Below are 21272 nucleotides of genomic sequence, written 5' to 3'. Positions count from 1 at the left end.
TATCTATGCATTTTTGCGGCGCAACCAAGAGGTCACGCAACCGTTGCAGCAATCTGTCAGAGTCGTGCCGCCTCCGCCATTTCGCTGTGGAGTCCTTCAGTTCGGCGCATGCCTTAGCTCTTGACCAGTGCAATTGTCCACTTTAGTTTTAGAATAATTCTAAAATGGAGATTCTTATGTTGCTGAGGTTTTTTCGCTCGCCAAAACGTTCTTTTGCTTCTTTGTCCGAACAAGAAATTCTTGCCGTCGCGATCGCCTCGGAAGAGGACGACGCGCGCATCTATCTCGCCTATGCCGATATTCTGAGAGCCAATTATCCCGACTCCGCCAAGGTCTTCGAAGATATGGCAGAAGTCGAGGATACGCATCGCAAGACGTTGATCGACATGCATCGCAAGCGTTTCGGCGAGCGCATTCCGCTGATCCGGCGCGAGCATGTCAGCGGCTTCTATGAACGCAAGCCGGATTGGCTGCGCAAGAACCTGTCGCTTGAAGCCATCCGCAATGAGGCGGAGGACATGGAGCAGCAGGCGTATAATTTCTATGTCGAGGCGGCCAAGCAGGTCTCCGACGCCTCGACGCGTCAGTTGCTCGGCGATCTCGCTCTGGCCGAGCAAGGCCATGAAGACATCGCCCGCATGCTAGGCGATCAGCACACACCGCAATCGGTCAAGGAAGAAGAAGACGCGAGCGCCCGCCGCAAATTCGTGCTGACCTATGTGCAGCCGGGCCTTGCCGGTCTGATGGATGGCTCCGTCTCGACGCTGGCGCCGATCTTTGCGGCCGCCTTCGCAACGCAGCAGACCTGGCAGACCTTCCTGGTCGGTCTATCGGCATCGGTCGGCGCCGGCATTTCCATGGGCTTCACGGAAGCCGCCCATGACGATGGCAAGATTTCCGGCCGCGGTTCGCCGATCAAGCGCGGCCTTGCCTGCGGCATCATGACGGCGCTCGGTGGCCTTGGTCATGCGCTTCCCTATCTCATTCCGGATTTCTGGACGGCGACCATCACCGCCGCCATCGTCGTCTTCTTCGAACTCTGGGCGATCGCCTTCATTCAGAACAAATATATGGAGACGCCTTTTCTCCGCGCCGCTTTCCAGGTCGTCCTCGGCGGTTCGCTGGTGCTTGCCGCAGGCATATTGATCGGGAATGGGTGAGATGCGTTCGGCGAAGCTGACGAAACGATCCAGTGAATCGTTTCGAGCATCGAACGCCCTGAGCCTAAGCGAAGGGCCGGTGGGTGCGGCATAGGCGATGTCTTACCCTTCCCCGATAGGCCGAAGGTAAATCCAAAGGGCAGGGACCGTTCCAAATCATTTACGGAAAAACAGAAGGCCGGCAAAATTGCCGGCCTTCTGTTTAGATCAGGTGCCTGTTGCGCTTATTTGACTGCGCCGACCAGGACGTCGTTGCCGTTTTCGATGGTGACCCAGCGGCCGGCGTTGTAGCTGGCCTGCCGCTTCAGGTAGGAGTAGGGGGTCTGGTACCAGGCCTTCACCTCGTCATCGAGATTGTCGAGAATAAAGTCGCCCTGCTTGGTGCGCAGTGTCAGCACGGCATGGCCCTCGCCATCGGGCTTGCGCACGACGGTCATCAGCAGGTTGGCGGCAGAGATGCCCTTCTGCATCAGGAGCCTGCGCTTGAGAAGCGCGAAGTCCTCGCAATCGCCGGCTGTTTTCGGATATTCCCAATATTCTTCCTGGCCGTAGACTTCCATGTCGGTGGCCGGCGTGATGGTCTTGTTGACGCGCAGGTTGATCTGGTTGACCAGCGCCCATGTGGCGGCGTTCATATCGACGGGACCGGCATTGCGCGTCGGGCCGCATTCGTCGGCGTGACGCTCGCAAAATTCATAATGCCCAATGGGCTGCGATGTGACGCCGCCGATGGTCATCGATGCGGTGTTCTGGGGGGCCGGCATCGCCGACGACGACATCGCAACTATAGCTGCGAAGGCAACGAATACGCCCTTAATACGCACGCCCACTATCCTTGTATCGTCCCTGCATTTGTTAACAAATTGTTAATGTAGGGGGGTGCGCCAAGTCAATCATTACTTAAGTGTTAACAGCGGAACCAGCCTTTATGGTTAATTTCAGCACAATCAAGGGGATAGTTGCCACAATTTCCTGCCTCTTATGATTACGGAGGTGTAGGCAAATTCTACCCGGCGGCGGGGCGAGCCGCGGATTTTTCTTGAAGCTATCTATCTGTTTTCACGGATGATTATGCAGCGCTAATGTCTCGGCCGCACTCAACATGCGCTCGATATCCTGCGGCCGCGACAGCCGGTGGTCGCCATCACGCACAAGTGTTAACACGACATCATCGGCCGGCAAATGTTCGACCAATTTTAACGAATGCGCAAATGGCACATCCTCGTCCTGCATGCCCTGCAGGATATGAACCGGGCAGCCGGTTTCGATGATGCCGGTCAAGACGCGGTTGGCGCGGCCGTCCTCGATGAGCGCGTGGGTGAAAATATTCGGCTCGGGACTGTATTCCGAGGGCTCCTCGAAATAACCGCGCTCGGCAAGGGATCTCCGCTCGACATCGGAAAGGTTCGGCTCGATGAGGTCGATGGTGAAGTCCGGGGCAGGCGCAATCAGCACGAGGCCCTGGATGGCGGCCGTCTTCTTGCGCTTGCGCAGTTCCTGAATGAGCCTCAGTGCGATCCAGCCGCCCATGGACGAGCCTACGAGGACGATGCGCCTCGGCTTGGCGTGGTCGATGACTGCGAGCGCCTCCTCCAGCCAGCGGGAGATCGTGCCATCGGTAAACTTGCCGCCGGATTGGCCGTGGCCTGAATAGTCGAACCGGATGCAGCCGAGGCCCAGCCGTTCGGCCCGCGCGTCGAGCTCCAGCGCCTTGGTGCCGCTCATGTCGGAACGATAGCCGGAGAGCCAGACGAAAGTCGCCCTATTCACGCCCCTCCTGGCTGCGCGCAATTGCATGGCGATCTGTCGTTGATCATCACCGCTGCCGACGGAAAGGAAGGAAGGTTCAAGGCTTATCGCTGCTTCGGACATGAAGAACTCCTGCTTTTTTCCGTCCTATAAAGCAGATTCTTGTGCGCGTGACCCCAAAAAATCCTCTCGATTCTTGGAAAGGCTCCTGCGCTTTTTTAGGATGTTATTGTGTCCTTTGCGCATCTTACGGCTGCGCCGCGCAGTATTGGTACACGGGAGGTGATTTTTTCCTGGCGTCATGCTATTGACTTCACCACAGCTTTTACGACATTTCCGTCAGTTGCGCCGACGGGAGCGAGAGGCTGCAGCAATCCGAAACAATTCGTGGAGAGTACGACCATTCGCAGACCCTTTAAAGCCGACGCGCCCGTAAAGGACGGGCCGCGTTCCAACAGGGAAATTCGCATTCCCAAAGTTCAGCTCATCACGGCTGACGGCCAGAATATGGGCATTGTTCCGACTGACCAGGCATTGAGAATGGCAGAGGAGGCCGGCCTCGATCTGGTGGAGATTTCCCCCAACGCTGAACCGCCTGTGTGCAAGATCCTCGATCTGGGCAAGCTGAAATATGCCAACCAGAAGAAGGCCGCCGAGGCGCGCAAGAAGCAGAAGATCGTCGAAGTCAAAGAAATCAAGATGCGCCCCAACATCGACACTCACGACTACGAGGTGAAGATGAAGGCGATCGGCCGCTTCTTCGAAGAAGGCGACAAGGTGAAGGTGACCTTGAAGTTCCGCGGCCGCGAAATGGCGCACCAGGAACTCGGTATGAAGCTTCTCCAGCAGGTCAAGGAAGATACGCTTGAGATCGCCAAGGTGGAAGCCGAGCCCAAGCTCGAAGGCCGTCAGATGATGATGGTGCTTGCGCCGAAGTGAGGCGCGAGCGGACGTAAGAGGCCGGAGCCGTCCCATGGGGCGGCTTTTTCCTTTTGTGTTGCCCGAGTCTATGCCTGTCATCGATCCGTAAAAGAATCCCCGCCGTGCCCGTTGCACTTATAGGCAACTGCGGTTATAAGCGCGCGTCCGAACTGACCGGCAGGGCATGCCGTGGCAGTTCAGAATGCTGGCGGGGCGGTTCGTCACCGTATCCGCCGTTCAACAACAAACGCTCCGGCACCTTGTTGCAGCCCGGCTTGGCCGGATCTGTGGGAAGGCTTTTTTACAAAGCGCGCCAGGAAGCATCGAAGGAGTAGCAAAATGCCCAAGATGAAGACGAAGTCCTCTGCCAAGAAGCGGTTCAAGATCACCGCATCCGGCAAGGTCAAGGCAGCCGCTGCTGGCAAGCGCCACGGCATGATCAAGCGTACCAACAAGTTCATTCGCGACGCCCGCGGCACCATGGTTCTCGCAGAACCGGATGGCCGTAAGGTTGTCAAGAACTACTTGCCGAACGGTCTCTAAGACTATTCGTAACGCTATAGACTAAGGAGATCATGAAATGGCACGCGTAAAAAGAGGCGTTACCGCCCACGCCAAGCACAAGAAGGTTCTGAAGGCAGCCAAGGGTTTCTACGGCCGCCGCAAGAACACGATCCGTACCGCCAAGGCCGCCGTCGACCGCTCGAAGCAGTACGCTTACCGCGACCGCAAGGTCAACAAGCGCAATTTCCGCGCCCTCTGGATCCAGCGCATCAACGCTGCCGTCCGCGAATTCGGCCTGAGCTACGGCCGCTTCATCGACGGTCTGAACAAGGCCGGCATCGAAGTTGACCGCAAGGTTCTCTCCGACATGGCGATCCATGAGCCGGAAGCTTTCGGCGCGCTCGTCGCCGCCTCCAAGAAGGCGCTGGAATACCTCAAGGACGCCGGCACGAAGAACGAGTTCGAAGCGGTCGTCAACTAAGCCGCCTCGCACGTACTTCGCGTATTCATTACAAACCCGTGCTGGCAAAACCGGCACGGGTTTTGTGTTTTGAATCCCACTCGGTCGAGCCCATGTGGCTTGGTCAAAGCATGCGTCGCCGGAGGCAGCGGCCGAACTTCGGCAGATGACCCGCTTTCTTGGCGGGTTTTTGTCATTTGCCCGGTTGATTGGCCGCCTGCACATCGGTAGTGATCTGCAGCGCTTCATCGTTGCCACCAGCTATCTGATGTATGTGTTTACCAATTATTCCGTGGAATGAGCGGCATCCCAAGCCACTCTCCGCAAGGCAGGACAAGATGACGGAACTCGATACTCTTGAAACCCAACTCATGGCCGATGTGGCCGCCGCTGCGGACGAGCAGGCGATCGAAGCCGTCAGGGTGGCCGCTCTCGGCAAGAAGGGCTCGGTTTCGGAACTGTTGAAGACGCTGGGCAGCATGTCGCCGGAAGAGCGGCAGACACGGGGTGCCGCGATCAACGCGCTGAAGAGCTCGGTATCAGACGCGATCAACGCGCGCAAAGGCGCGCTGAGGGACGCTGCGATCGAAGCGAAGCTGAAGGCCGAGACCGTGGACGTCAGCCTGCCCGTGCGCTCTTCGCCTGCGGAACGCGGCCGCATCCATCCGATCAGCCAGATCGTCGACGAAATCACCGCCATCTTCGGCGACATGGGCTTCTCGATCGCCGAGGGTCCCGACGTCGAGACCGACTATTACAATTTCACGGCGCTGAACTTCCCCGAAGGGCATCCGGCGCGCGAGATGCACGACACCTTCTTCTTCCAGCCGGATGAGAAGGGTGAGCGCAAGGTGCTGCGCACGCACACCTCGCCGGTGCAGGTGCGCACCATGGAAGCGCAGAAGCCGCCGATCCGCATCATCATCCCCGGCAAGACCTATCGCCAGGACAGTGACGCCACGCACTCGCCGATGTTCCATCAGGTGGAGGGCCTCGTGGTCGACAAGACCGCGAATGTCGCCAATATCCGTTGGGTGCTCGAGGAGTTCTGCAAGACCTTCTTCGAAGTGGACAATGTGACGATGCGTTTCCGCCCGTCCTTCTTCCCCTTCACCGAACCCTCCTTCGAGGTCGATATTCAGTGCGACCGCACCGGCCCGATCGTCAAGTTCGGCGAAGGCACCGACTGGATGGAAATCCTCGGCTGCGGCATGGTGCATCCGAACGTGCTGCGCTACGGCGGCCTCGATCCGGATGAATATCAGGGCTTTGCCTGGGGCATGGGCCTCGATCGCATCGCCATGCTGAAATATGGCATGCCCGACCTGCGCGACTTCTTCAACGCCGACGTCCGCTGGATGAACCACTACGGCTTCCGCCCGCTCGACATGCCGACGCTGTTCGGCGGTTTGAGTGCGTAAGGAAGGGATAAAGCACATGAAATTCACACTCTCCTGGCTGAAAGAGCACCTGGAAACGGACGCCACGCTCGACGAGATCTGCGCCCGTCTGACGATGATCGGGTTGGAGGTCGAGGATGTCGACGACAAGGCCGCGTTCAAGCCCTTCGTCATCGCCAAGGTGCTGTCAGCCGAAAAGCATCCGCAGGCCGACCGGTTGAAGGTTCTGATGGTCGACACCGGCTCCGGCAAGCCGATCCAGGTTGTCTGCGGGGCGCCGAATGCCCGCGCCGGCCTCGTCGGCGCCTTCGCCGCGCCGGGCACCTATGTTCCGGGGATCGACGTGACGCTGACGGTCGGCAATATCCGTGGCGTCGAAAGTCACGGCATGATGTGCTCCGAAAAGGAGCTGGAAATCTCCGACAGCCATGACGGCATCATCGATCTGCCGGAAGACGCGCCCGTCGGCACCAGCTTCGCCGCCTATGCCGGCCTCGACGATCCGATGATCGAGATAAACCTGACGCCGAACCGTCCAGATTGCACCGGCGTCTACGGCATCGCTCGCGACCTCGCCGCATCCGGCCTCGGCACGCTGAAGCCGCGCCTGACCCCGACCTTCGCCGTCGACGGCGATACGCCGGTGGACGTGAAGATTGAGCTCGACGATGCCAGCCTCTGCCCCGGCTTTGCGCTCCGCCTCGTGCGCGGCGTCAAGAATGGCCCGAGCCCGAAATGGATGCAGCGGCGGCTGTTGGCGATCGGCCTTCGTCCGATCAGCGCGCTGGTCGACATCACCAACTACATGACCTTCGACCAGGGCCGGCCGATGCACGTCTTCGACGCTGCCAAGGTCAAGGGCAACCTTGTCGTCCGCCGCGCCAGGGACGGCGAAACCGTGCTGGCACTTGATGAGCGCGAATACAAGCTTGGCCCGAGCAACGTTGTCATCGCCGATGACGACGGCATCGAGTCGATCGGCGGCGTCATGGGGGGCGAGCATTCCGGCTGCGATGAGAACACTGTCGACGTGCTGATCGAATCGGCGCTTTGGGATCCGATGAATATCGCCAAGACCGGCCGCAGCCTCGGCATCATCACCGATGCGCGTTACCGCTTCGAGCGCGGCGTCGATCCGGAATATATGGTTCCCGGCCTCGAGCGTACGACCGAACTGGTGCTCGCTTGCTGCGGCGGCACGGCTGCCAAGGCCAAGGTCGAGGGCTACAAGGGCTATGATGCCAAGGTCGTCGATTTCCCCTTCTCCGAGGTCAAGCGTCTGACTGGCCTTGACGTCTCGGTGGAAGAGGGCAGGTCGATCCTGACGAAGCTCGGCTTTTCCGTTTCCGGTTCGGGCGAGCGCGTCTCCGTCGCTGTGCCTTCCTGGCGGCCAGATGTCGATGGCAAGGCCGATCTGGTCGAAGAGATCATGCGCATCCACGGCGTCGACAATATCAAGCCGCAGCCGCTTGCTAGCCACAACGCCGTCAACGGCAAGATCCTGACGACGCTGCAGATCCGCACTCGTACCGCCAAGCGCGCACTTGCCTCCCGCGGCATGCTGGAGGGCGTCACCTGGTCGTTCATCTCGGAAGATCAGGCCAAGCTCTTCGGCGGCGGTTCTGAGGCCTTGAAGCTCGCGAACCCGATCGCGGCCGACATGTCCGACATGCGCCCCTCGCTGTTGCCGGGCCTGCTCTCGGCGGCGCAGCGCAATGCCGACAAGGGCTATAGCGACGTCGCGATCTTCGAAGTCTCCGGCACCTATGAAAACGATCGGCCGGAAGGCCAGCGCCGCGTTGCCGGTGGCATCCGCCGCGGCACGGCGACGCTGACGGGCGCCGGCCGTATGTGGTCGAATGCCATGACCGGCGGCGGCAAGCCCGTCGATGTCTTCGACGCCAAGGCCGATGCGCTGGCGGTGATCCAAGCCTGCGGCCTGCCGATGGGCAATATCCAGATCGAGCAGGGTGGCCCCGCCTGGTATCATCCGGGTCGCTCCGGAACGATCAAGATGGGCCCGAAGGTCGTACTCGGCTATTTCGGCGAATTCCACCCGAAGACGCTGGAAGCGCTGGATGTCACCGGCGCGCTTTCCGGCTTCGAGGTCTATATCGACGCCATGCCCGAACCGAAGAAGAAGACGACGCGCACGAAGCCGGCTCTGGAGCTTTCGCCGTTCCAGGCCGTCAAGCGCGATTTCGCCTTCGTGGTCGATAAGGCTGTGGAAGCCGGCGCTATTATCCGCGCTGCCACGGGCGCCGACCGCAAGCTGATCACCGGCGTCAATGTCTTCGATATTTTCGAAGGCGCATCGCTCGGCGATGGCAAGAAGTCGATCGCCATCGAAGTACAGATCCAGCCGGCCGAGCGCACGCTAACCGACGAGGATTTCGAGGCGCTGACCCAGAAGATCGTCGCCAATGTGACGAAGTCGACGGGTGGCGTGCTGAGAGGTTAGTCGGCTGCTGCTGAATTCGCGGAGGGTGCGGCAAACTCCCAACGATCCCCCCTTGTGGGGGAGATGTCACGAAAGTGACAGAGGGGGTCTCAGAGGTGCGGCATAGAAGGGCTGACTTTGACGCGCCGGCGTTTCCTCGATTTGCTTCACCGATGCAAATGATAGACCTTGTTGACGATACTCCACCGTCCGTCGATCTTCAGCAATGACAGATAGTCGGAAAAGCGCATGCCCGCGAATTCGTCGACGACTTTGACGCTTGCGGCATCGCCCTCGATATCGATCAGCTCGATTTCCATCAGGGGTATCGTGTCCGGCGGTGCGCTGCCTTCCTCGACGATAGCGGCGATGAATTCGTCGCGTGTCATCCATTCCACCGCGCCCTGATAATTGCCTATGATTGCTACCCTTGGATGCAGCGCCTTACGCAGCGCTGGCTCATTCGCGAATGCCATGCCATCGACATAGAGGTGAACAACCGCACGGATTGCTTGCTCTTCTGACATCTCGCCGTTCCTCGTTTGAGTGCTTGTTAATGTAGTATAAACACTCCAACCGGCAAAAACAGTGGCGCGATCGCAAGGATTTGATGGGTCTTATTCGACGAAAATCCGCACGCTCGCCGCGCGGCCGGCGGCGTCGATGACGGTCAGCGTCGAATAGCCGGCGCCATCCGGAATCCATTGATTGGTCCGGCGGCGAGAGAGGTCGGGCAGCGGCTTGCCATTGGCGAGCCAGCGGAACGGCGCGCGGCCGCCCTGCAGCTTCAAAGCCAGCGGCATTGGCGCGCTGGCGCCGTTGCGCGCGCCAAGGTCGACGCGCGCGCCCTCCGGCGGATAGACGATCTGTGGCGCCGGCTCGCGCGTCGAGGCGGACAGCAGGCCGGCCGCCGTGACCGAAAAGCGCCGCTGGCTGATCGGCAGTTCGGTGGCGGAAATTCGCACCGCGCCCATGGGTGGCGGCGGGAACGGCGCGATCGCGACGCCGGATTTGGCGAAACCTTCGAACAGAATGGGGGCGGCCGAGACATAGCCTGCCAGTCCCGGCACCGCACCATTGTCCGGCCGACCGACCCAGACGCCGAGCACATGCGCGCCGTCATAGCCGACGGACCACGCGTCGCGGTTGCCGTAGCTGGTGCCGGTCTTGTAGGCGATGCCGAGCTGCTTGCTGCCGGCGGGCGCGATGATGTCGGAGAGAATGTCTGTGATGTTCCAGGCTGCCACCGGCTCCATTAGCGGCTCGCTTTCGATTGGCCCGGGCTGATCCTGAATGCCGTCGCCGATCCGCATCGGTTTGCCGCGATTGGCGAGGCCAGCATAGAGCTGTACCAGATCCTTGAGCGTGATACCGACGCCGCCGAGGCCGATGGCGAGGCCCGGCGCTTCATTGGGTGGCAATACCGGTTTCACTTCGGCGCGGCGGAAACGCACGAGCAGCCGCGTCGGCCCGACGGCATCGAGCAGGCGCACGGCCGGCACATTGAGCGACAGCTGCAACGCCTCGCGCACGCTGACATCGCCCTGGTAGGTCATGTCGAAATTGCGCGGGCGATAACCGTAGAAATCGGCAGGCCGGTCCTCGATGATCGTCTCCTGGGCGACATATCCCTCTTCGAAGGCAAGGCCGTAGATGAAGGGTTTCAGCGTCGAGCCGGGCGAGCGCAGGACGCGGGTCATGTCGATCCAGCCGGAGCGGCTGGAATCGAAATAGTTGGCCGAGCCGACCTCGCCGACGATCTCCCCGGTATGCGCATCCGCCATCACCATCGCGACCGAAACCTTCGGCCCCAGTCGCTTCGATGCCTCATCGGCGACGATTTCCAGGCCCTGCTGAATATCCCGGCGCAGCGTCGTGTGGTGCTGAATGACGCCCGGTTGCTTGCGCAGCGCGGCTTCCGCGAGATGCGCGGCATAGGCCGGCAATTGACGCCGTTTGGCCGGGACGGGGACGAGTGCTGCCCGCTCCGCTTCGCCTTCGCCGACGGCAGCCGCAACGGCGGCGCGGTCGAGCACGCGACGGCGGGCCGCCTCGGCGCTTGCGAGATTGCGGTCGGGCCGGCGCCTTTCCGGCAGTTGCGGCAGAGCGACCAGCAAGGCCGCTTGGGCGACGGTCAAATGCCGCGGTTCCTTGCCGAAATAGGCAAGGCTTGCCGCACGCACCCCTTCCAGATTGCCGCCATAGGGCGCATGGGTCAGATAGAGATCGAGGATTTGTTCCTTGCTGAGCCGCCGCTCGATCTGGATGGCGCGGACGATCTGGAGCAGCTTTGCCGTCACCGACCGCTCGCTGCGCGGCTCGATCAGCCGCGCCACTTGCATCGACAGCGTCGAGCCGCCGGAGACGATGCGGCCATGGCTGACGAGCTGGAGGAAGGCGCGGCCGAGCGCCATCGGGTCGACGCCGTGATGGTCGTAGAAGCGCTGGTCCTCATAGGCGACCAGCATACGCAGGAATTGCGGATCGACATCGGCCACATCGGTCTTCAGCCGCCAGCGCCCCTCCGGCGTGGCGAAGGCGCGGAGCAACTCGCCATTGGCGTCGAGCACCTCAGCCGAGACGATGCCGGCCTTGTCGAGCGGCGGCGGAAAGGCGCGATCGGCAGCCTCGAGGCCAAAGACCAGCGCCGCCACCGAGACGGCGCTCACCCCGATACCGATCGCAATTTTCCATCGCGTCTTCATCACCTGCTCTTACTGCTGCGCTGCCAGCACCTCCATGCGGCCCATCGCCGTGCGGGCCGAAAATTGCGGACGGTACATGTCCTCGACGCTCGCGGCCGGATGATCATAGGTGCCGGGGGTAACGGCGCGTACGACATAGGCGAAGCTCAGATCACGGTCCGACGATTGGTCGAAAGCGGCGACGAAGCGATCGTTGCGGAACTCGACATGAGCCGGCTGCACATCGCTCAGCCAGTCGAAGTTCGAAAGCTGCGCGCTGTTGACGATGCTCGGATTGTCGATCTCGAACCCGGCCGGCAAGAGGTCGGTGACAAGAACGCGCGACGGCCAATCATTGGTTTCCGTGATGTGCAGCACGACGACATAGCGTTCATTCTGTTGCGCCTGAGTGACGTTCGCCTCCTCGCCATCGAGCGTGTAGTATTTGCGCTCGATGGTGAAGCCGTTGCCGCCGGCCGGCAGCGGAGTGGTCGGCGCCGCGACCGTGGTTACGGCGGCTGATAGCGGCTGGCGGGTGGTGTTGGTGACGGTGAGCGGATGACCCATCAGGGCGTCGCCAGTCATTTGGGCCATGTAAGCGCCGCTATGGGCAGCCCCGTTGACATCGAGCGTCAGGCCGTCATCGCCGTTCTGCAGGGCGCGGGCGGCGAGCAGCATCCAGGTCTGTTCCTGGGTACTGGTATAGGTCTTGGTCTGCCATTCTTTCGCGACGACCGACGCCAGGTCCGGAATGATCGGCGGCACGGGGCGGCTTTCGGCAGCAAGCGCCAGCACCGCCGCGCCATCGCGCAGCGATGAACCGTAGTCGGAACGGACGAAGCTGACCTTGGTCACCGCCGCCTGTTGCGACATCTGCAGCGCATCGACGAAGATGTTGCGCGAGCGCTGCGCATCGCCATAGAGCGCCAGAGCCGCCGCCAGATGTGCCTTGGACAGCGGGGTCGGGAAGTCGTTCAGCATGGTGTCGGCGTAGTAACGCAGATCGCTGATCGAAGCCTTCTTGTTGCGGGCGAGCACATAGAGCGCATAGGCGATCTCGTTGCCCTGGTCCTTGACATTGGTGTTGATGCTCAAGGAGTTTTGAAGGTTTTCCAGCGCCTGCACCATGGCCTGGTCCGGCACGATGTATTTCTGCTCGCGGGCGCGGGTCAGGAAGTCGGTGACGTAAGCATCGAGCCAGAGATCGCCGGAGCCCGGACCCCAGAGGCCGAAGCTGCCTGTCGACGACTGGTAGGACATTTCGCGATAGATCGCGTCCTGAACGCGCTGATGGATTTCCGTGTCGTCGGCCAAGCCGTTCTTGATCGCCATGTCGCTGAAATAGAGCAGCGGCATGGCGCTGCTGGCCGTCTGCTCGGCGCAGCCATAGGGATAACGGCTGAGGCTCATCAGAAGGGCCGGCACATCGAAGGCGCTGGAGCGGCTGACATTGACGCTGACGGACGCACCCGGCAGCACGCTGTCGGCCAGCAGGTCGGCATTGACCGTCAGGCTCTTGCCGGGTGCAAGCGTGATCAGCCGTCGTTCGGTCACCGGCAATTGCGCCGGCCGAACCGGTATATCGACCGATTGATCGAGCGACATTCCCGAGGCATCCGAAAGTTTGATTGCGACCGTACCGGCGCCCGGCTGTCCGCCGGTCAGAGGCAGGGTGATGTCGTATTTACCGCCCTGCTGCAGTTTGATCGTCTGTTGCGCGGCGCTGGCGTCGACAGTCACGGCCGAGTTGCCCGTGACTGTCAGCTTGTAGTCGCCGGCGGGCGCGTCGGTATTGGCGATATCGAGCCGGAGATTGGCCTTATCCCCCGGAGCGAGGAATTTCGGCAGGCTGGCGGTGACGACGACCGGGTCGCGGATGATCACATCCTGTGTGGCATGGCCGATCCCGGCCTTCGACCAGGCGACTGCCATCAGGCGCGCCGTACCGTTGAACTGCGGAATGTCGAAGCTGACATTGGCCTTGCCATTGGCATCGAGCTTGATCGGGCCGGAGAAGAAGGCGATCAGCTTTTCCGTCGGCGGGCTCGCCTGCAAGGCTATCTGTCCGCCGTCGCCGCCGGTGCGCAGCCGCCCGGTGGCGCCGAGCGAGCCGTCGATCAGGCGGCCGTATAGGTCGCGGATTTCGAGGCCGAGCTGACGCTGGCCGTAATACCAGTTGTCCGGTGCCGGCGGTTGGTAGCGTGTCAGGTTGAGAATGCCGACATCGACCGCGGCAACCGTCACATAGGCATCCTCGTTAGCGCCTGCGCCGGCCACCTGCACGCCAATATTCAGCGGCTGGCGCGGCAAGGTCTTCTGCGGCGCATCGAGCTTGACCTGCAGCTTGCGTTCCCCGGGGTCGACGGTCGCCCATTTGATGCCGATCGCGCGCATCGGCATGCGGCTTTCCTGCGCATCGCCGGGGCGGAAGAGAGTGGCGGTCACATAGGTGCCGGCGCCCCAATCGGCGGTAACGGGGATGTCGACTTCGCCGCCGGTCGCGCCGATATCGGCATTGGTCACCGAGATCAGCGTTTCGGACCCGGCCGTCACCATCAACTGGCCGGCGTAACGCGAGGTCACCTTCAGCTTGGCCGTGTCGCCGACATGGTAGCTGTCCTTGTCGAGCGCGATTTCCAATGCGTCGGGAGTCTGTGTCGAAGTCGAGGCGACATACCAGCCGGCGTCGAATTCAACACTGGATTCGGGCCCGTTCGTATCAGCCGTCTCCACTTCCAGCCGGTAGCGACCCCAGGTGACCGGCACGGAGATTTCCGCGCCGTCCGTGGTGGCGTTGACCGTGCCAGTGGCGACCTGCTTGGTCGACATGACAGGCTCGTATTTCCAGCTACTGCCGTCGCGATACCATTGATAGTCACGCTCGACGCTGAGCAGCTTCCAGGTCAGGCCCTGCATGGCCTGCTTCTGGCCGTTCTGGTCGACGGCGATGACGTGGAAATTGCCGATCGAATTTTCGCCGAGATCGCCGTCGAATTCCGGCTTGATGCCGATCCGCGGCCCATCCGATTTGACCGGCAGCGTCAGGGAGCGTTCGACGGCGCGGCCGCCGGCCTCCTGCATGCGGACCGTGATGTTGGCGTTGAGGAGCTGCGTGGTCGAAGGCGTATCGTTGATGGTGACGTCGAATGTCGTCTTGCCGTCTTCGTCCAGTGCCTGCAGGTCTTCTAGCGGCACCTGCGAGCTCTCGGCCTTGTTGTCGCTGCTGCTGTCGCTATCGCTGTTGTCCTGCCCGGCGCCCTCGTCGGCGAGGCCGAATTCATAGCCCTTATAGTCGGCGTTTTCGCGCGTCGGCTTCAGCGTCACTTCGCCTTCGAGGCTGAGGCCGGCGGCTGGCGCTCCGTAGAGGTAGCGTCCCTCGATATTGACCGGCGTCGGCTGGCCGACTTCAATCGCTTTGGCATCGCTCTTCATGTCGAATTCGATACGATCCGGCACGAAATCGTCGACGAGGAAGGTCTGCGAGCCGATCGAGGCGCCCTTCGGGTCGGTATAGATGTTCATCGTCCAGGTGCCGCGCATTGCGGTCTGCTGCAGCGGCAGGTCGACATTGTAGCCGCCGAGCTTGCCGCCGTCGGTAACGATACGGCGGTCCTCGACGCCGTCGGGGCGCAGGAAGACGAAGGTGAGCGGCAGGTTCTCGACCGCCACGGAACTGACGTCGCGGGCGAGAGCGGAGGCATGCACTGTCTCGCCGGCGCGGTAGATGCCACGTTCGGTCCAGGTGAGCAGATCGATCGCCCCCGGCGCCGAGCGCCCGGTCACGCCGCGGTCGGAGAGATCGAAGCCGGCGCGGGTCATGTCGAGGAACACGTAGTCCTGATCGCCGTTCTGCGCCGTGATGACGGCCGGGGTCATGCCCGCCGTGCCGCGCATCAGGCCGGCGCTGAAGGTGGCGCGGCCATTCGCATCGGTCTTGGCAGTGCCGAGGATTTCATTGTTCTTGGCGAGCAGTTGCAGTTCGACGCCCGCGATCGGCTTGGCGCTGCCGAGCGAGCGGGTGAAGACGTTCAAGCCGTCAGTGCCGGCATAGGTGGTGACACCGATATCGGAGACGACGAACCATTGTGTAGCCTGCGGATCCCATTCCTGGCCGGCGTTCGGCGCGACTGCGGTCAGGACATAAACACCGGGCTTGCGCTTCGGCAGAGCCTCATCGACCGGGAAGCTGGTGACGACGTCCTTATTCAAGTCCTGCTGGATGTCGATCGAACCCTGCCAGACCAGCTCGCCACTGCTATTCTGTATGGTCTCGGCACTATAGCTGTCCATCTGCGTCAGGAACTGCGAATTGCTGAGCAACTGGGCGATGTTGCGGTCGCCGATGCGGTAGAGCTTCAGATTGGCCGTGGTGGTGTTGACCGAAACCAAGGGGATGCCGCGACGCGCCGTTGACGGCAGCACGAAATTGTCGCCGGTGAAGCGGATCGAGGCGGTGCGGTCCTTGACGTAGACCTCGATGTCTACCTGGGTCGCAAGGTCCTCATCGACGGAGGAGGGCAGGCCGGGTCGCAGCGAAATCTTGTAGTGCTGGCCGAAATCAAGGCCTTCGACGCAGATCTGGTTGTCCTTGGCATCGACACCCTTCGGGGCGGCGCCATTGACGGTGACGAAGGGCGTGTAGTCGACACCGCTCTTCACCAGTTTTTCGGAGAATTGCAGGCAGGCGCGGGGTGAGGCGTTGTCGTTGTCCAGCGTGTTGCCCGTGACGCGGAAGCCCTGGCGGGCTCTCAGATCGTCATAGGCGGCCTGGATCGTCGGGGAGCCGGCCAAAGCAAGGCTTGCCTTATAGGCGCTGAGCGCTTGGCGATAGTTTTGAGCGTTCTGCAGTGAGGTGGCGAGTACGGCGAGCGCGTCGGCGCGGCTCCGCGTCGTGCGGGAAAGCTGATAGCCGTTGAGAGCAGCGTAGGCCGCCTGGGTGGCGACGGTCGTGTCGTTCGTTATCGTGTTGGCGGCGCGGGCCATCTCGATCCAGAGATTGCCATTGTCGGGCGCAAGCGACAGCGCGCCCTGGAAGGCGTTCAATGCGTTGTTGACATTGCCGGAGGTCAGCTCGATGCGGCCGAGCGCCGTCAGGCTTTCGACGCCCTGTCCCTTCAGCTCATTGGCGAGCGTGAGCCTGCTCTTCGCATCGCGCGCGCTCTGCACAAAATTGTCGGAAAGGAAGGGAAGGGCGGGCGCAGCTCCGATATCCGGCTCGCTGGCGGCAGCAGTTTCGACGATCTTGCCGGCAACGGCGCCTGGGAAGCTGTTGAGCTGGTTGAAATCGGACTTCAGGAAGCACCATCTCACCTTGGGATTATAGGTGAAGGCCTTGCAGGATTTGTCGCCTATGCAGGATGTCGAGCATTGATCCAACGTGACGTTCTGCTCGGTACGCAGATCAAAGCCGAAGTAATCGCCATCCTGCGTGGTGACCACCTGCCGCTTGGCATCGGCGGCGCTGGCTGGCGTCAAGGCGGCGAAAGTAGCGAGAAAAAAAGCTGAAAATCCGATGAACGCGCGCTTAGACATAAGTCCCCCCGACGCTGCCCGTTTCGATGGCCGCACTCTTCAAACTTCGGGCTAATTTGTCAACCGAACGTCGAGACGTGACGGCACGGTTTACGACCATGCCGTTCCATTGGTGGAAGGCCCTGGACCAGAACCCGCTGATTTAGCCCACACTTTCGTGAGCTCCAACCGCGCGCTCGACGGCGATGTCGGAAGCATGCAGGCTGCGTTATCTGGTCGCATGCCTTTTATCGCCCCGACGGCTGCTTTTTATCCCTTTTGGGCGCCGGCGACGCGACGTGTTTCGGTGGGTTTCAAGGCACTTTAGCGGAGCCTGTCTAAGCTCGCGCCTGTCACCGTTCTGACATCAAACAGACATCTTCGAAGGTCCGTACCATTATATCGACCATGGGGCGGGATTCGTAATACAAATGTCACGTTGAAAAGTATAATTGCACCCAGAGACGTGCAATTTTGTCATTTTGACAAATACATCGCCACTATCGGTAGAATTATAAAAATATATATCCATACCATCAAGAAAATAGGTTCGTTTTTAACGTACCGTCTTGATGATTGGTGCGGGAAAATTGGAGACAGCATGCTGAAACTCAGCGCTGTAACGAAGACGTTTGGCGCGTCGACTGCGGTCAATTCTATTGATCTAGAGATAGGCAAGGGACAAATAGTCGGCGTTATTGGCCGATCCGGAGCAGGTAAGTCGACCTTGCTCAGGATCATCAATCGCCTGATCGATCCGAGCGCAGGCGCGATCGAGTTCGACGGCAAGACCGTCAGCGATCTCAAGGGACGCGAGCTCCGCCTCTGGCGCGCCCGTTGCGCGATGATCTTCCAGCAATTCAATCTGGTGAACCGGCTCGATGTGTTGACCAACGTCCTGGTCGGTCGCGTCGCTACCAACGGCACTTTGCCAATCCTGTTCAAGCAGTTCTCCGCGGCGGAACGGACGATGGCGGCGAAGGCGCTTGATCGCCTCAATCTGTTGCCGCAGGCGTTGCAGCGCGCCGACACGCTTTCCGGCGGCCAGCAGCAGCGCGTGGCGATTGCGCGGGCGCTTGTGCAAATGCCTGACATCGTGCTCGCCGACGAGCCGATCGCATCGCTCGATCCGCACAATGCGCGCCTCGTCATGGAGGCGCTGAAGACGATCAATCGCGAAGATGGCATCACCGTTATCTGTAATCTGCATACGCTCGACGCGGCGCGCAGCTATTGCGACCGCATCATCGGCCTTGCCAAGGGCAGTATCGTCTTCGACGGCGGACCCGAGGGTCTGACCAGCGACGTACTGCATCGGATCTACGGCGAGGATGGCGCCGCTCCCATCGACGAAAGCCTGACCGCCGGCCAGTTCGGACGCCCTGCTGTCGGCACTGGTGCCGGGATCGCTTCCGAGACCAATCCGGCTTGGGCCTGACTCTTCGCTTTCCCACACGGCGGGCGCTGCTCGCCGTCTTTCATCTCACGGAGTATTGTCTCATGACCAACAACGTCACCCGTCGCACCGCAGTTGCCGGCCTTCTCGTCGGCGGGCTGCTTCTTGCCGCCGTCCCTGCCAAGGCTGATTGGCACGATCAGTACAAGGAACTGAATTTCGGCATTTCCAGCGCCGAGAATGAGCGCGACGCAGTCGCTCGTTACGACAAATTCTCCGCCTATATGACGAAGAAGCTCGGCGTTCCCGTCCACATTCTCTGGGGCACCGACTACGCCGCCGTCATCGAGGCGCTCCACTCCAACAAGATCCAGTTCGCAACCATCGGCGCCGCCAACTACGCCCTCGGCCGCAAGGTGATGGGCGACAAGATCACGGCCGTCGCCACCAGCGAAGACAATTACGGCTCGACCGGCTATCACTCTGTCATCGTCGTCAAGACGGACAGCCCGTACCAGAAAATCGACGACCTCAAGGGCAAAGTGCTGGCCTGGGCCGATCCGAACTCGACCTCCGGCTATGCCGTGCCGCTCTATTTCATGAAAAAGGACGGCATCGATCCTTCGACCTTCTTCTCCAAGACGCCGTTCTCGGGAAGTCATGAACTGGGTGTCGTCGGCGTCGTCAACGGCACCTTCGATGCTGCAGCCGACGACTGGACCAATCCGCAGAAGAGCAATGCGCTGCGCATGGAAGGCAAGGGCATGGTGCCGAAGGGCTCGACCCGCGTCATCTGGACCTCGAATCTGATCCCGAATGGTCCCTATGTCATGCGCTCCGACCTGCCGCAGGATCTGCAGGACGCCTATCGAAACGCCATCCTGTCCTATCCCAAGGAAGATCCGACCGACTTCAAAGCCCAGACGGACGGAACGTCGAAGGACCTCGTGCCGGTCAAGGACTCAGACTACGACGACATCATCGCCATCACCCAGGCGAACGATGCCGAACGCCGCAAGCATTGAGAACCTCATCAGCCACACCGGCCCTCGCCCTTCGAGGGCCTTCCAGGCCACCTCAGGGTGAGGGCTAACCTTCTGGGCAGCTCCAGGAACTCTTTCCATGTCTCGGTGAGAGGAGTTGGCGTCTGGGGCAAGCTCGATCCACCTCATGGTGAGGTGCCCTGTCATTGAAGCGAATGCGGAGATGACAGGGCCTCGAACCACGAGGTGGCCGACCCATTCGCCACACCTGCAACGACCACCGGAAACCTGCATGAGTAAACATCGATGATTCCAACGATCGACGCCGGCCATACCGCCAGGATCGAAGCCTTCCACCGCTCCTTTGCGGTCGAGCGGCGGAAGCTGTGGCTTCAGACCGTTATCTACGGCGTATTGCTCGTCGCGGCGGTGATCTTCTCTGCCATATTCAGCGGCTTCAGTTTAAGCGGACTCGCAAGCGGCCTGCCCGATGCCTGGCGCTACATATCCTCCACCTTTCCGCAGCTGCATTATGCCACGCTCGGCCATGATCTCGGCGAATGGTATTGGAACCTGCCGCGTTGGCTGGAACTGCTTGCCGAAACGGCGCTGATGAGCTTCGTCGGCACCATGGCCGGCAGTATTGCCGCGCTGCTTCTTTGCTTTTCCGCCTCGCGCAATCTCATGCGCAACAATACGCTCTATTTCCTGTCGCGGCGCTTTCTCGAGCTTGCCCGCACCGTGCCGGACACGGTCTATGCGATGATCTTCGTTTTCGCTTTCGGTATCGGACCGCTGGCCGGCGTTCTGGCGCTCGCGGTGCACACGACCGGTGCGCTCGGCAAGCTGTTTTCCGAAATCAATGAGAGCGTCGACACTAAGCCGATCGAAGGCGTCATGGCGGCGGGCGGCAATTGGCCGGTCATCATGCGGCTTGCAGTGCTCCCGCAGGTCATGCCGAATTTCATGAGCTATGCGCTGCTGCGCTTCGAATACAATATCCGCAGCGCTTCTGTGCTTGGCATCGTCGGCGCCGGCGGCATCGGCGAGGAGCTTTATCTTTCCATCCGCCAGTTCGACTATCCCGATATCAGCGCCATCGTCCTTCTAATCATCGCCGTCGTCATGGCCACAGACCTGAGCTGCGAAGCCATCCGCCATCGCATGATCAGCAAGGAATCCCTGCGGTATACCTCATGACCAGCTCGACCCTTCTTCCGCAAACCGGTGAAATCGCCGCCTGGCGCTACGCCCATCCGGAGCTTTTCGCCAGACCCTTCGCAGAGCGCTGGCGCAACCGTGGCATCGCCCTGCTGCTGGCGGCAATCTTTGTGTTCGGCCTCTGGTGGATCGACGCCACGCCGCCGCGCTTCTGGAACGGTGCAGGAAGGCTCGGCTTTCTGATCAAGCTGATGCTGCCGCCCTCGACCGGTGGCGTGTTCGGCACCTATCTGCAGGCGCTCGGCGAAACGCTGGCCATGGCCTTCTTCGGCACATTTCTGTCGACCATCGTCGCCTTTCCGCTCGGCTTCCTCGGCGCGCGCAACATCGTGCCGAACATCTTCCTGCATTTCGGCTTCCGCCGCGTGCTCGACGTCATGCGCGGCATCGATATCCTGATATGGGCGCTGATCTTCGTCAGCGCCGTCGGCATGGGTCCCTTTGCCGGTGTCCTCGCCATCGCCTTTTCCGACGTCGCATTCCTTACCAAGATCTATGCCGAGGCGATCGAAAATGTCGACCGCAAGCCGATAGAGGGGACGCAAGCCGCCGGCGCCAACCGCCTGCAGGCGATCCGCTTAGCGGTGGTGCCGCAGGTGCTGCCGGTCATCCTCTCCAGCGCGCTCTATTTCTTCGAGTCCAACGTCCGCGCCGCCACCATCCTCGGCATTGTCGGCGCCGGCGGCATCGGCTTGGAGCTGTCACAGCAGATCCTGGTCAACAATTGGGATCAGGCGCTGTTCATCATCATCATGATGCTGGTCGCCGTCGCCATCATCGATTTCATCTCTCGGCGAATTCGGCTGAAGATCATCGGCGGCAAATAATGCGGGGGAAGATGGC

16 protein-coding genes are annotated in these 21272 nt (G+C 61.1%); 11 read left to right on the top strand and 5 right to left on the bottom strand.

The window, feature by feature from the left end:
• Positions 1–176 precede the first annotated feature (176 nt).
• Positions 177–1160, top strand: a complete 984-nt coding sequence (gene mbfA / locus PY649_RS14405; protein ID WP_285869156.1) for an iron exporter MbfA — start codon at positions 177–179, stop codon at positions 1158–1160.
• Between the two features lie 224 nt (positions 1161–1384).
• Here mbfA and PY649_RS14400 read toward each other — a convergent pair whose 3' ends face one another.
• Together PY649_RS14400 and PY649_RS14395 are read right to left on the bottom strand one after the other, a co-directional pair.
• Complete coding sequence (locus PY649_RS14400; protein WP_285869154.1) at positions 1385–1984, bottom strand: transglutaminase-like cysteine peptidase; 600 nt, start codon at positions 1982–1984, stop codon at positions 1385–1387.
• Positions 1985–2219: 235 nt separating this feature from the next.
• On the bottom strand, positions 2220–3032 hold the full coding sequence (locus tag PY649_RS14395) for an alpha/beta hydrolase (RefSeq protein WP_285869153.1): 813 nt from the start codon (positions 3030–3032) through the stop codon (positions 2220–2222).
• Between the two features lie 279 nt (positions 3033–3311).
• On the opposite strand from PY649_RS14395, the gene infC reads away from it, so the two are divergent.
• The 6 genes from infC to pheT all read left to right on the top strand — a co-directional run bounded on the left by infC (position 3312) and on the right by pheT (position 8655).
• On the top strand, positions 3312–3848 hold the full coding sequence (infC, locus tag PY649_RS14390; RefSeq protein ID WP_181315998.1) for a translation initiation factor IF-3: 537 nt from the start codon (positions 3312–3314) through the stop codon (positions 3846–3848).
• A 321-nt stretch (positions 3849–4169) separates the two neighbouring features.
• On the top strand, positions 4170–4373 hold the full coding sequence (gene rpmI / locus PY649_RS14385) for a 50S ribosomal protein L35 (protein ID WP_028750884.1): 204 nt from the start codon (positions 4170–4172) through the stop codon (positions 4371–4373).
• A gap of 37 nt (positions 4374–4410) precedes the next feature.
• Positions 4411–4815, top strand: coding sequence for a 50S ribosomal protein L20 (rplT, locus tag PY649_RS14380; RefSeq protein ID WP_285869152.1), 405 nt, complete (start codon positions 4411–4413; stop codon positions 4813–4815).
• A gap of 145 nt (positions 4816–4960) precedes the next feature.
• On the top strand, positions 4961–5095 hold the full coding sequence (locus tag PY649_RS14375) for a hypothetical protein (RefSeq protein WP_285869151.1): 135 nt from the start codon (positions 4961–4963) through the stop codon (positions 5093–5095).
• 37 nt (positions 5096–5132) lie between these two features.
• A complete protein-coding gene (gene pheS, locus PY649_RS14370; RefSeq protein WP_285869150.1) occupies positions 5133–6215 on the top strand; it encodes a phenylalanine--tRNA ligase subunit alpha in 1083 nt (360 codons plus the stop codon).
• 16 nt (positions 6216–6231) lie between these two features.
• A complete protein-coding gene (gene pheT, locus PY649_RS14365) occupies positions 6232–8655 on the top strand; it encodes a phenylalanine--tRNA ligase subunit beta (protein ID WP_285869149.1) in 2424 nt (807 codons plus the stop codon).
• A gap of 146 nt (positions 8656–8801) precedes the next feature.
• Here the strand turns inward: pheT and PY649_RS14360 are convergent, their stop codons facing one another.
• The 3 genes from PY649_RS14360 to PY649_RS14350 form a co-directional block, all read right to left on the bottom strand.
• Complete coding sequence (locus tag PY649_RS14360; RefSeq protein ID WP_285869148.1) at positions 8802–9161, bottom strand: nuclear transport factor 2 family protein; 360 nt, start codon at positions 9159–9161, stop codon at positions 8802–8804.
• 90 nt (positions 9162–9251) lie between these two features.
• The gene (gene pbpC, locus PY649_RS14355; RefSeq protein WP_285869147.1) at positions 9252–11339 is read right to left on the bottom strand and encodes a penicillin-binding protein 1C; all 2088 of its coding nucleotides are present in this window, start codon (positions 11337–11339) and stop codon (positions 9252–9254) included.
• A 9-nt stretch (positions 11340–11348) separates the two neighbouring features.
• Positions 11349–16850, bottom strand: coding sequence for an alpha-2-macroglobulin family protein (locus PY649_RS14350; protein ID WP_285869146.1), 5502 nt, complete (start codon positions 16848–16850; stop codon positions 11349–11351).
• A gap of 580 nt (positions 16851–17430) precedes the next feature.
• Here PY649_RS14350 and phnC point away from each other — a divergent pair.
• The 4 genes from phnC (at position 17431) to phnE (PY649_RS14330) (ending at position 21256) form a co-directional block, all read left to right on the top strand.
• Complete coding sequence (phnC, locus tag PY649_RS14345; protein WP_285869145.1) at positions 17431–18267, top strand: phosphonate ABC transporter ATP-binding protein; 837 nt, start codon at positions 17431–17433, stop codon at positions 18265–18267.
• Between the two features lie 62 nt (positions 18268–18329).
• The gene (gene phnD, locus PY649_RS14340; protein WP_285869144.1) at positions 18330–19250 is read left to right on the top strand and encodes a phosphonate ABC transporter substrate-binding protein; all 921 of its coding nucleotides are present in this window, start codon (positions 18330–18332) and stop codon (positions 19248–19250) included.
• Positions 19251–19514: 264 nt separating this feature from the next.
• Complete coding sequence (gene phnE, locus PY649_RS14335; RefSeq protein ID WP_285869143.1) at positions 19515–20408, top strand: phosphonate ABC transporter, permease protein PhnE; 894 nt, start codon at positions 19515–19517, stop codon at positions 20406–20408.
• Positions 20405–21256 carry a phosphonate ABC transporter, permease protein PhnE gene (phnE, locus tag PY649_RS14330; protein WP_285869142.1) on the top strand — a complete coding sequence of 284 codons (852 nt, stop codon included), beginning with the start codon at positions 20405–20407 and terminating at the stop codon, positions 21254–21256. The genes phnE (PY649_RS14335) and phnE (PY649_RS14330) overlap by 4 nt, the downstream gene beginning before the upstream one ends.
• Positions 21257–21272: the final 16 nt, after the last annotated feature.

Origin of the sequence: Rhizobium mayense, from assembly GCF_030272705.1 — a bacterium.
Classification (GTDB): Bacteria; Pseudomonadota; Alphaproteobacteria; order Rhizobiales; family Rhizobiaceae; genus Rhizobium; species Rhizobium mayense.
This window is presented reverse-complemented; position numbering and strand designations above follow the sequence as displayed.

Coding starts and splice junctions, on each gene's coding strand:
- mbfA (WP_285869156.1), top strand. CDS start 177: ATGTTGCTGAGGTTTTTTCGCTCGCCAAAACGTTCTTTTGCTTCTTTG.
- pbpC (WP_285869147.1), bottom strand. CDS start 11,339: ATGAAGACGCGATGGAAAATTGCGATCGGTATCGGGGTGAGCGCCGTC.
- phnD (WP_285869144.1), top strand. CDS start 18,330: ATGACCAACAACGTCACCCGTCGCACCGCAGTTGCCGGCCTTCTCGTC.
- rpmI (WP_028750884.1), top strand. CDS start 4,170: ATGCCCAAGATGAAGACGAAGTCCTCTGCCAAGAAGCGGTTCAAGATC.
- PY649_RS14360 (WP_285869148.1), bottom strand. CDS start 9,161: ATGTCAGAAGAGCAAGCAATCCGTGCGGTTGTTCACCTCTATGTCGAT.
- phnE (WP_285869143.1), top strand. CDS start 19,515: ATGATTCCAACGATCGACGCCGGCCATACCGCCAGGATCGAAGCCTTC.
- pheT (WP_285869149.1), top strand. CDS start 6,232: ATGAAATTCACACTCTCCTGGCTGAAAGAGCACCTGGAAACGGACGCC.
- rplT (WP_285869152.1), top strand. CDS start 4,411: ATGGCACGCGTAAAAAGAGGCGTTACCGCCCACGCCAAGCACAAGAAG.
- phnC (WP_285869145.1), top strand. CDS start 17,431: ATGCTGAAACTCAGCGCTGTAACGAAGACGTTTGGCGCGTCGACTGCG.
- pheS (WP_285869150.1), top strand. CDS start 5,133: ATGACGGAACTCGATACTCTTGAAACCCAACTCATGGCCGATGTGGCC.
- PY649_RS14350 (WP_285869146.1), bottom strand. CDS start 16,850: ATGTCTAAGCGCGCGTTCATCGGATTTTCAGCTTTTTTTCTCGCTACT.
- PY649_RS14395 (WP_285869153.1), bottom strand. CDS start 3,032: ATGTCCGAAGCAGCGATAAGCCTTGAACCTTCCTTCCTTTCCGTCGGC.
- PY649_RS14375 (WP_285869151.1), top strand. CDS start 4,961: ATGACCCGCTTTCTTGGCGGGTTTTTGTCATTTGCCCGGTTGATTGGC.
- phnE (WP_285869142.1), top strand. CDS start 20,405: ATGACCAGCTCGACCCTTCTTCCGCAAACCGGTGAAATCGCCGCCTGG.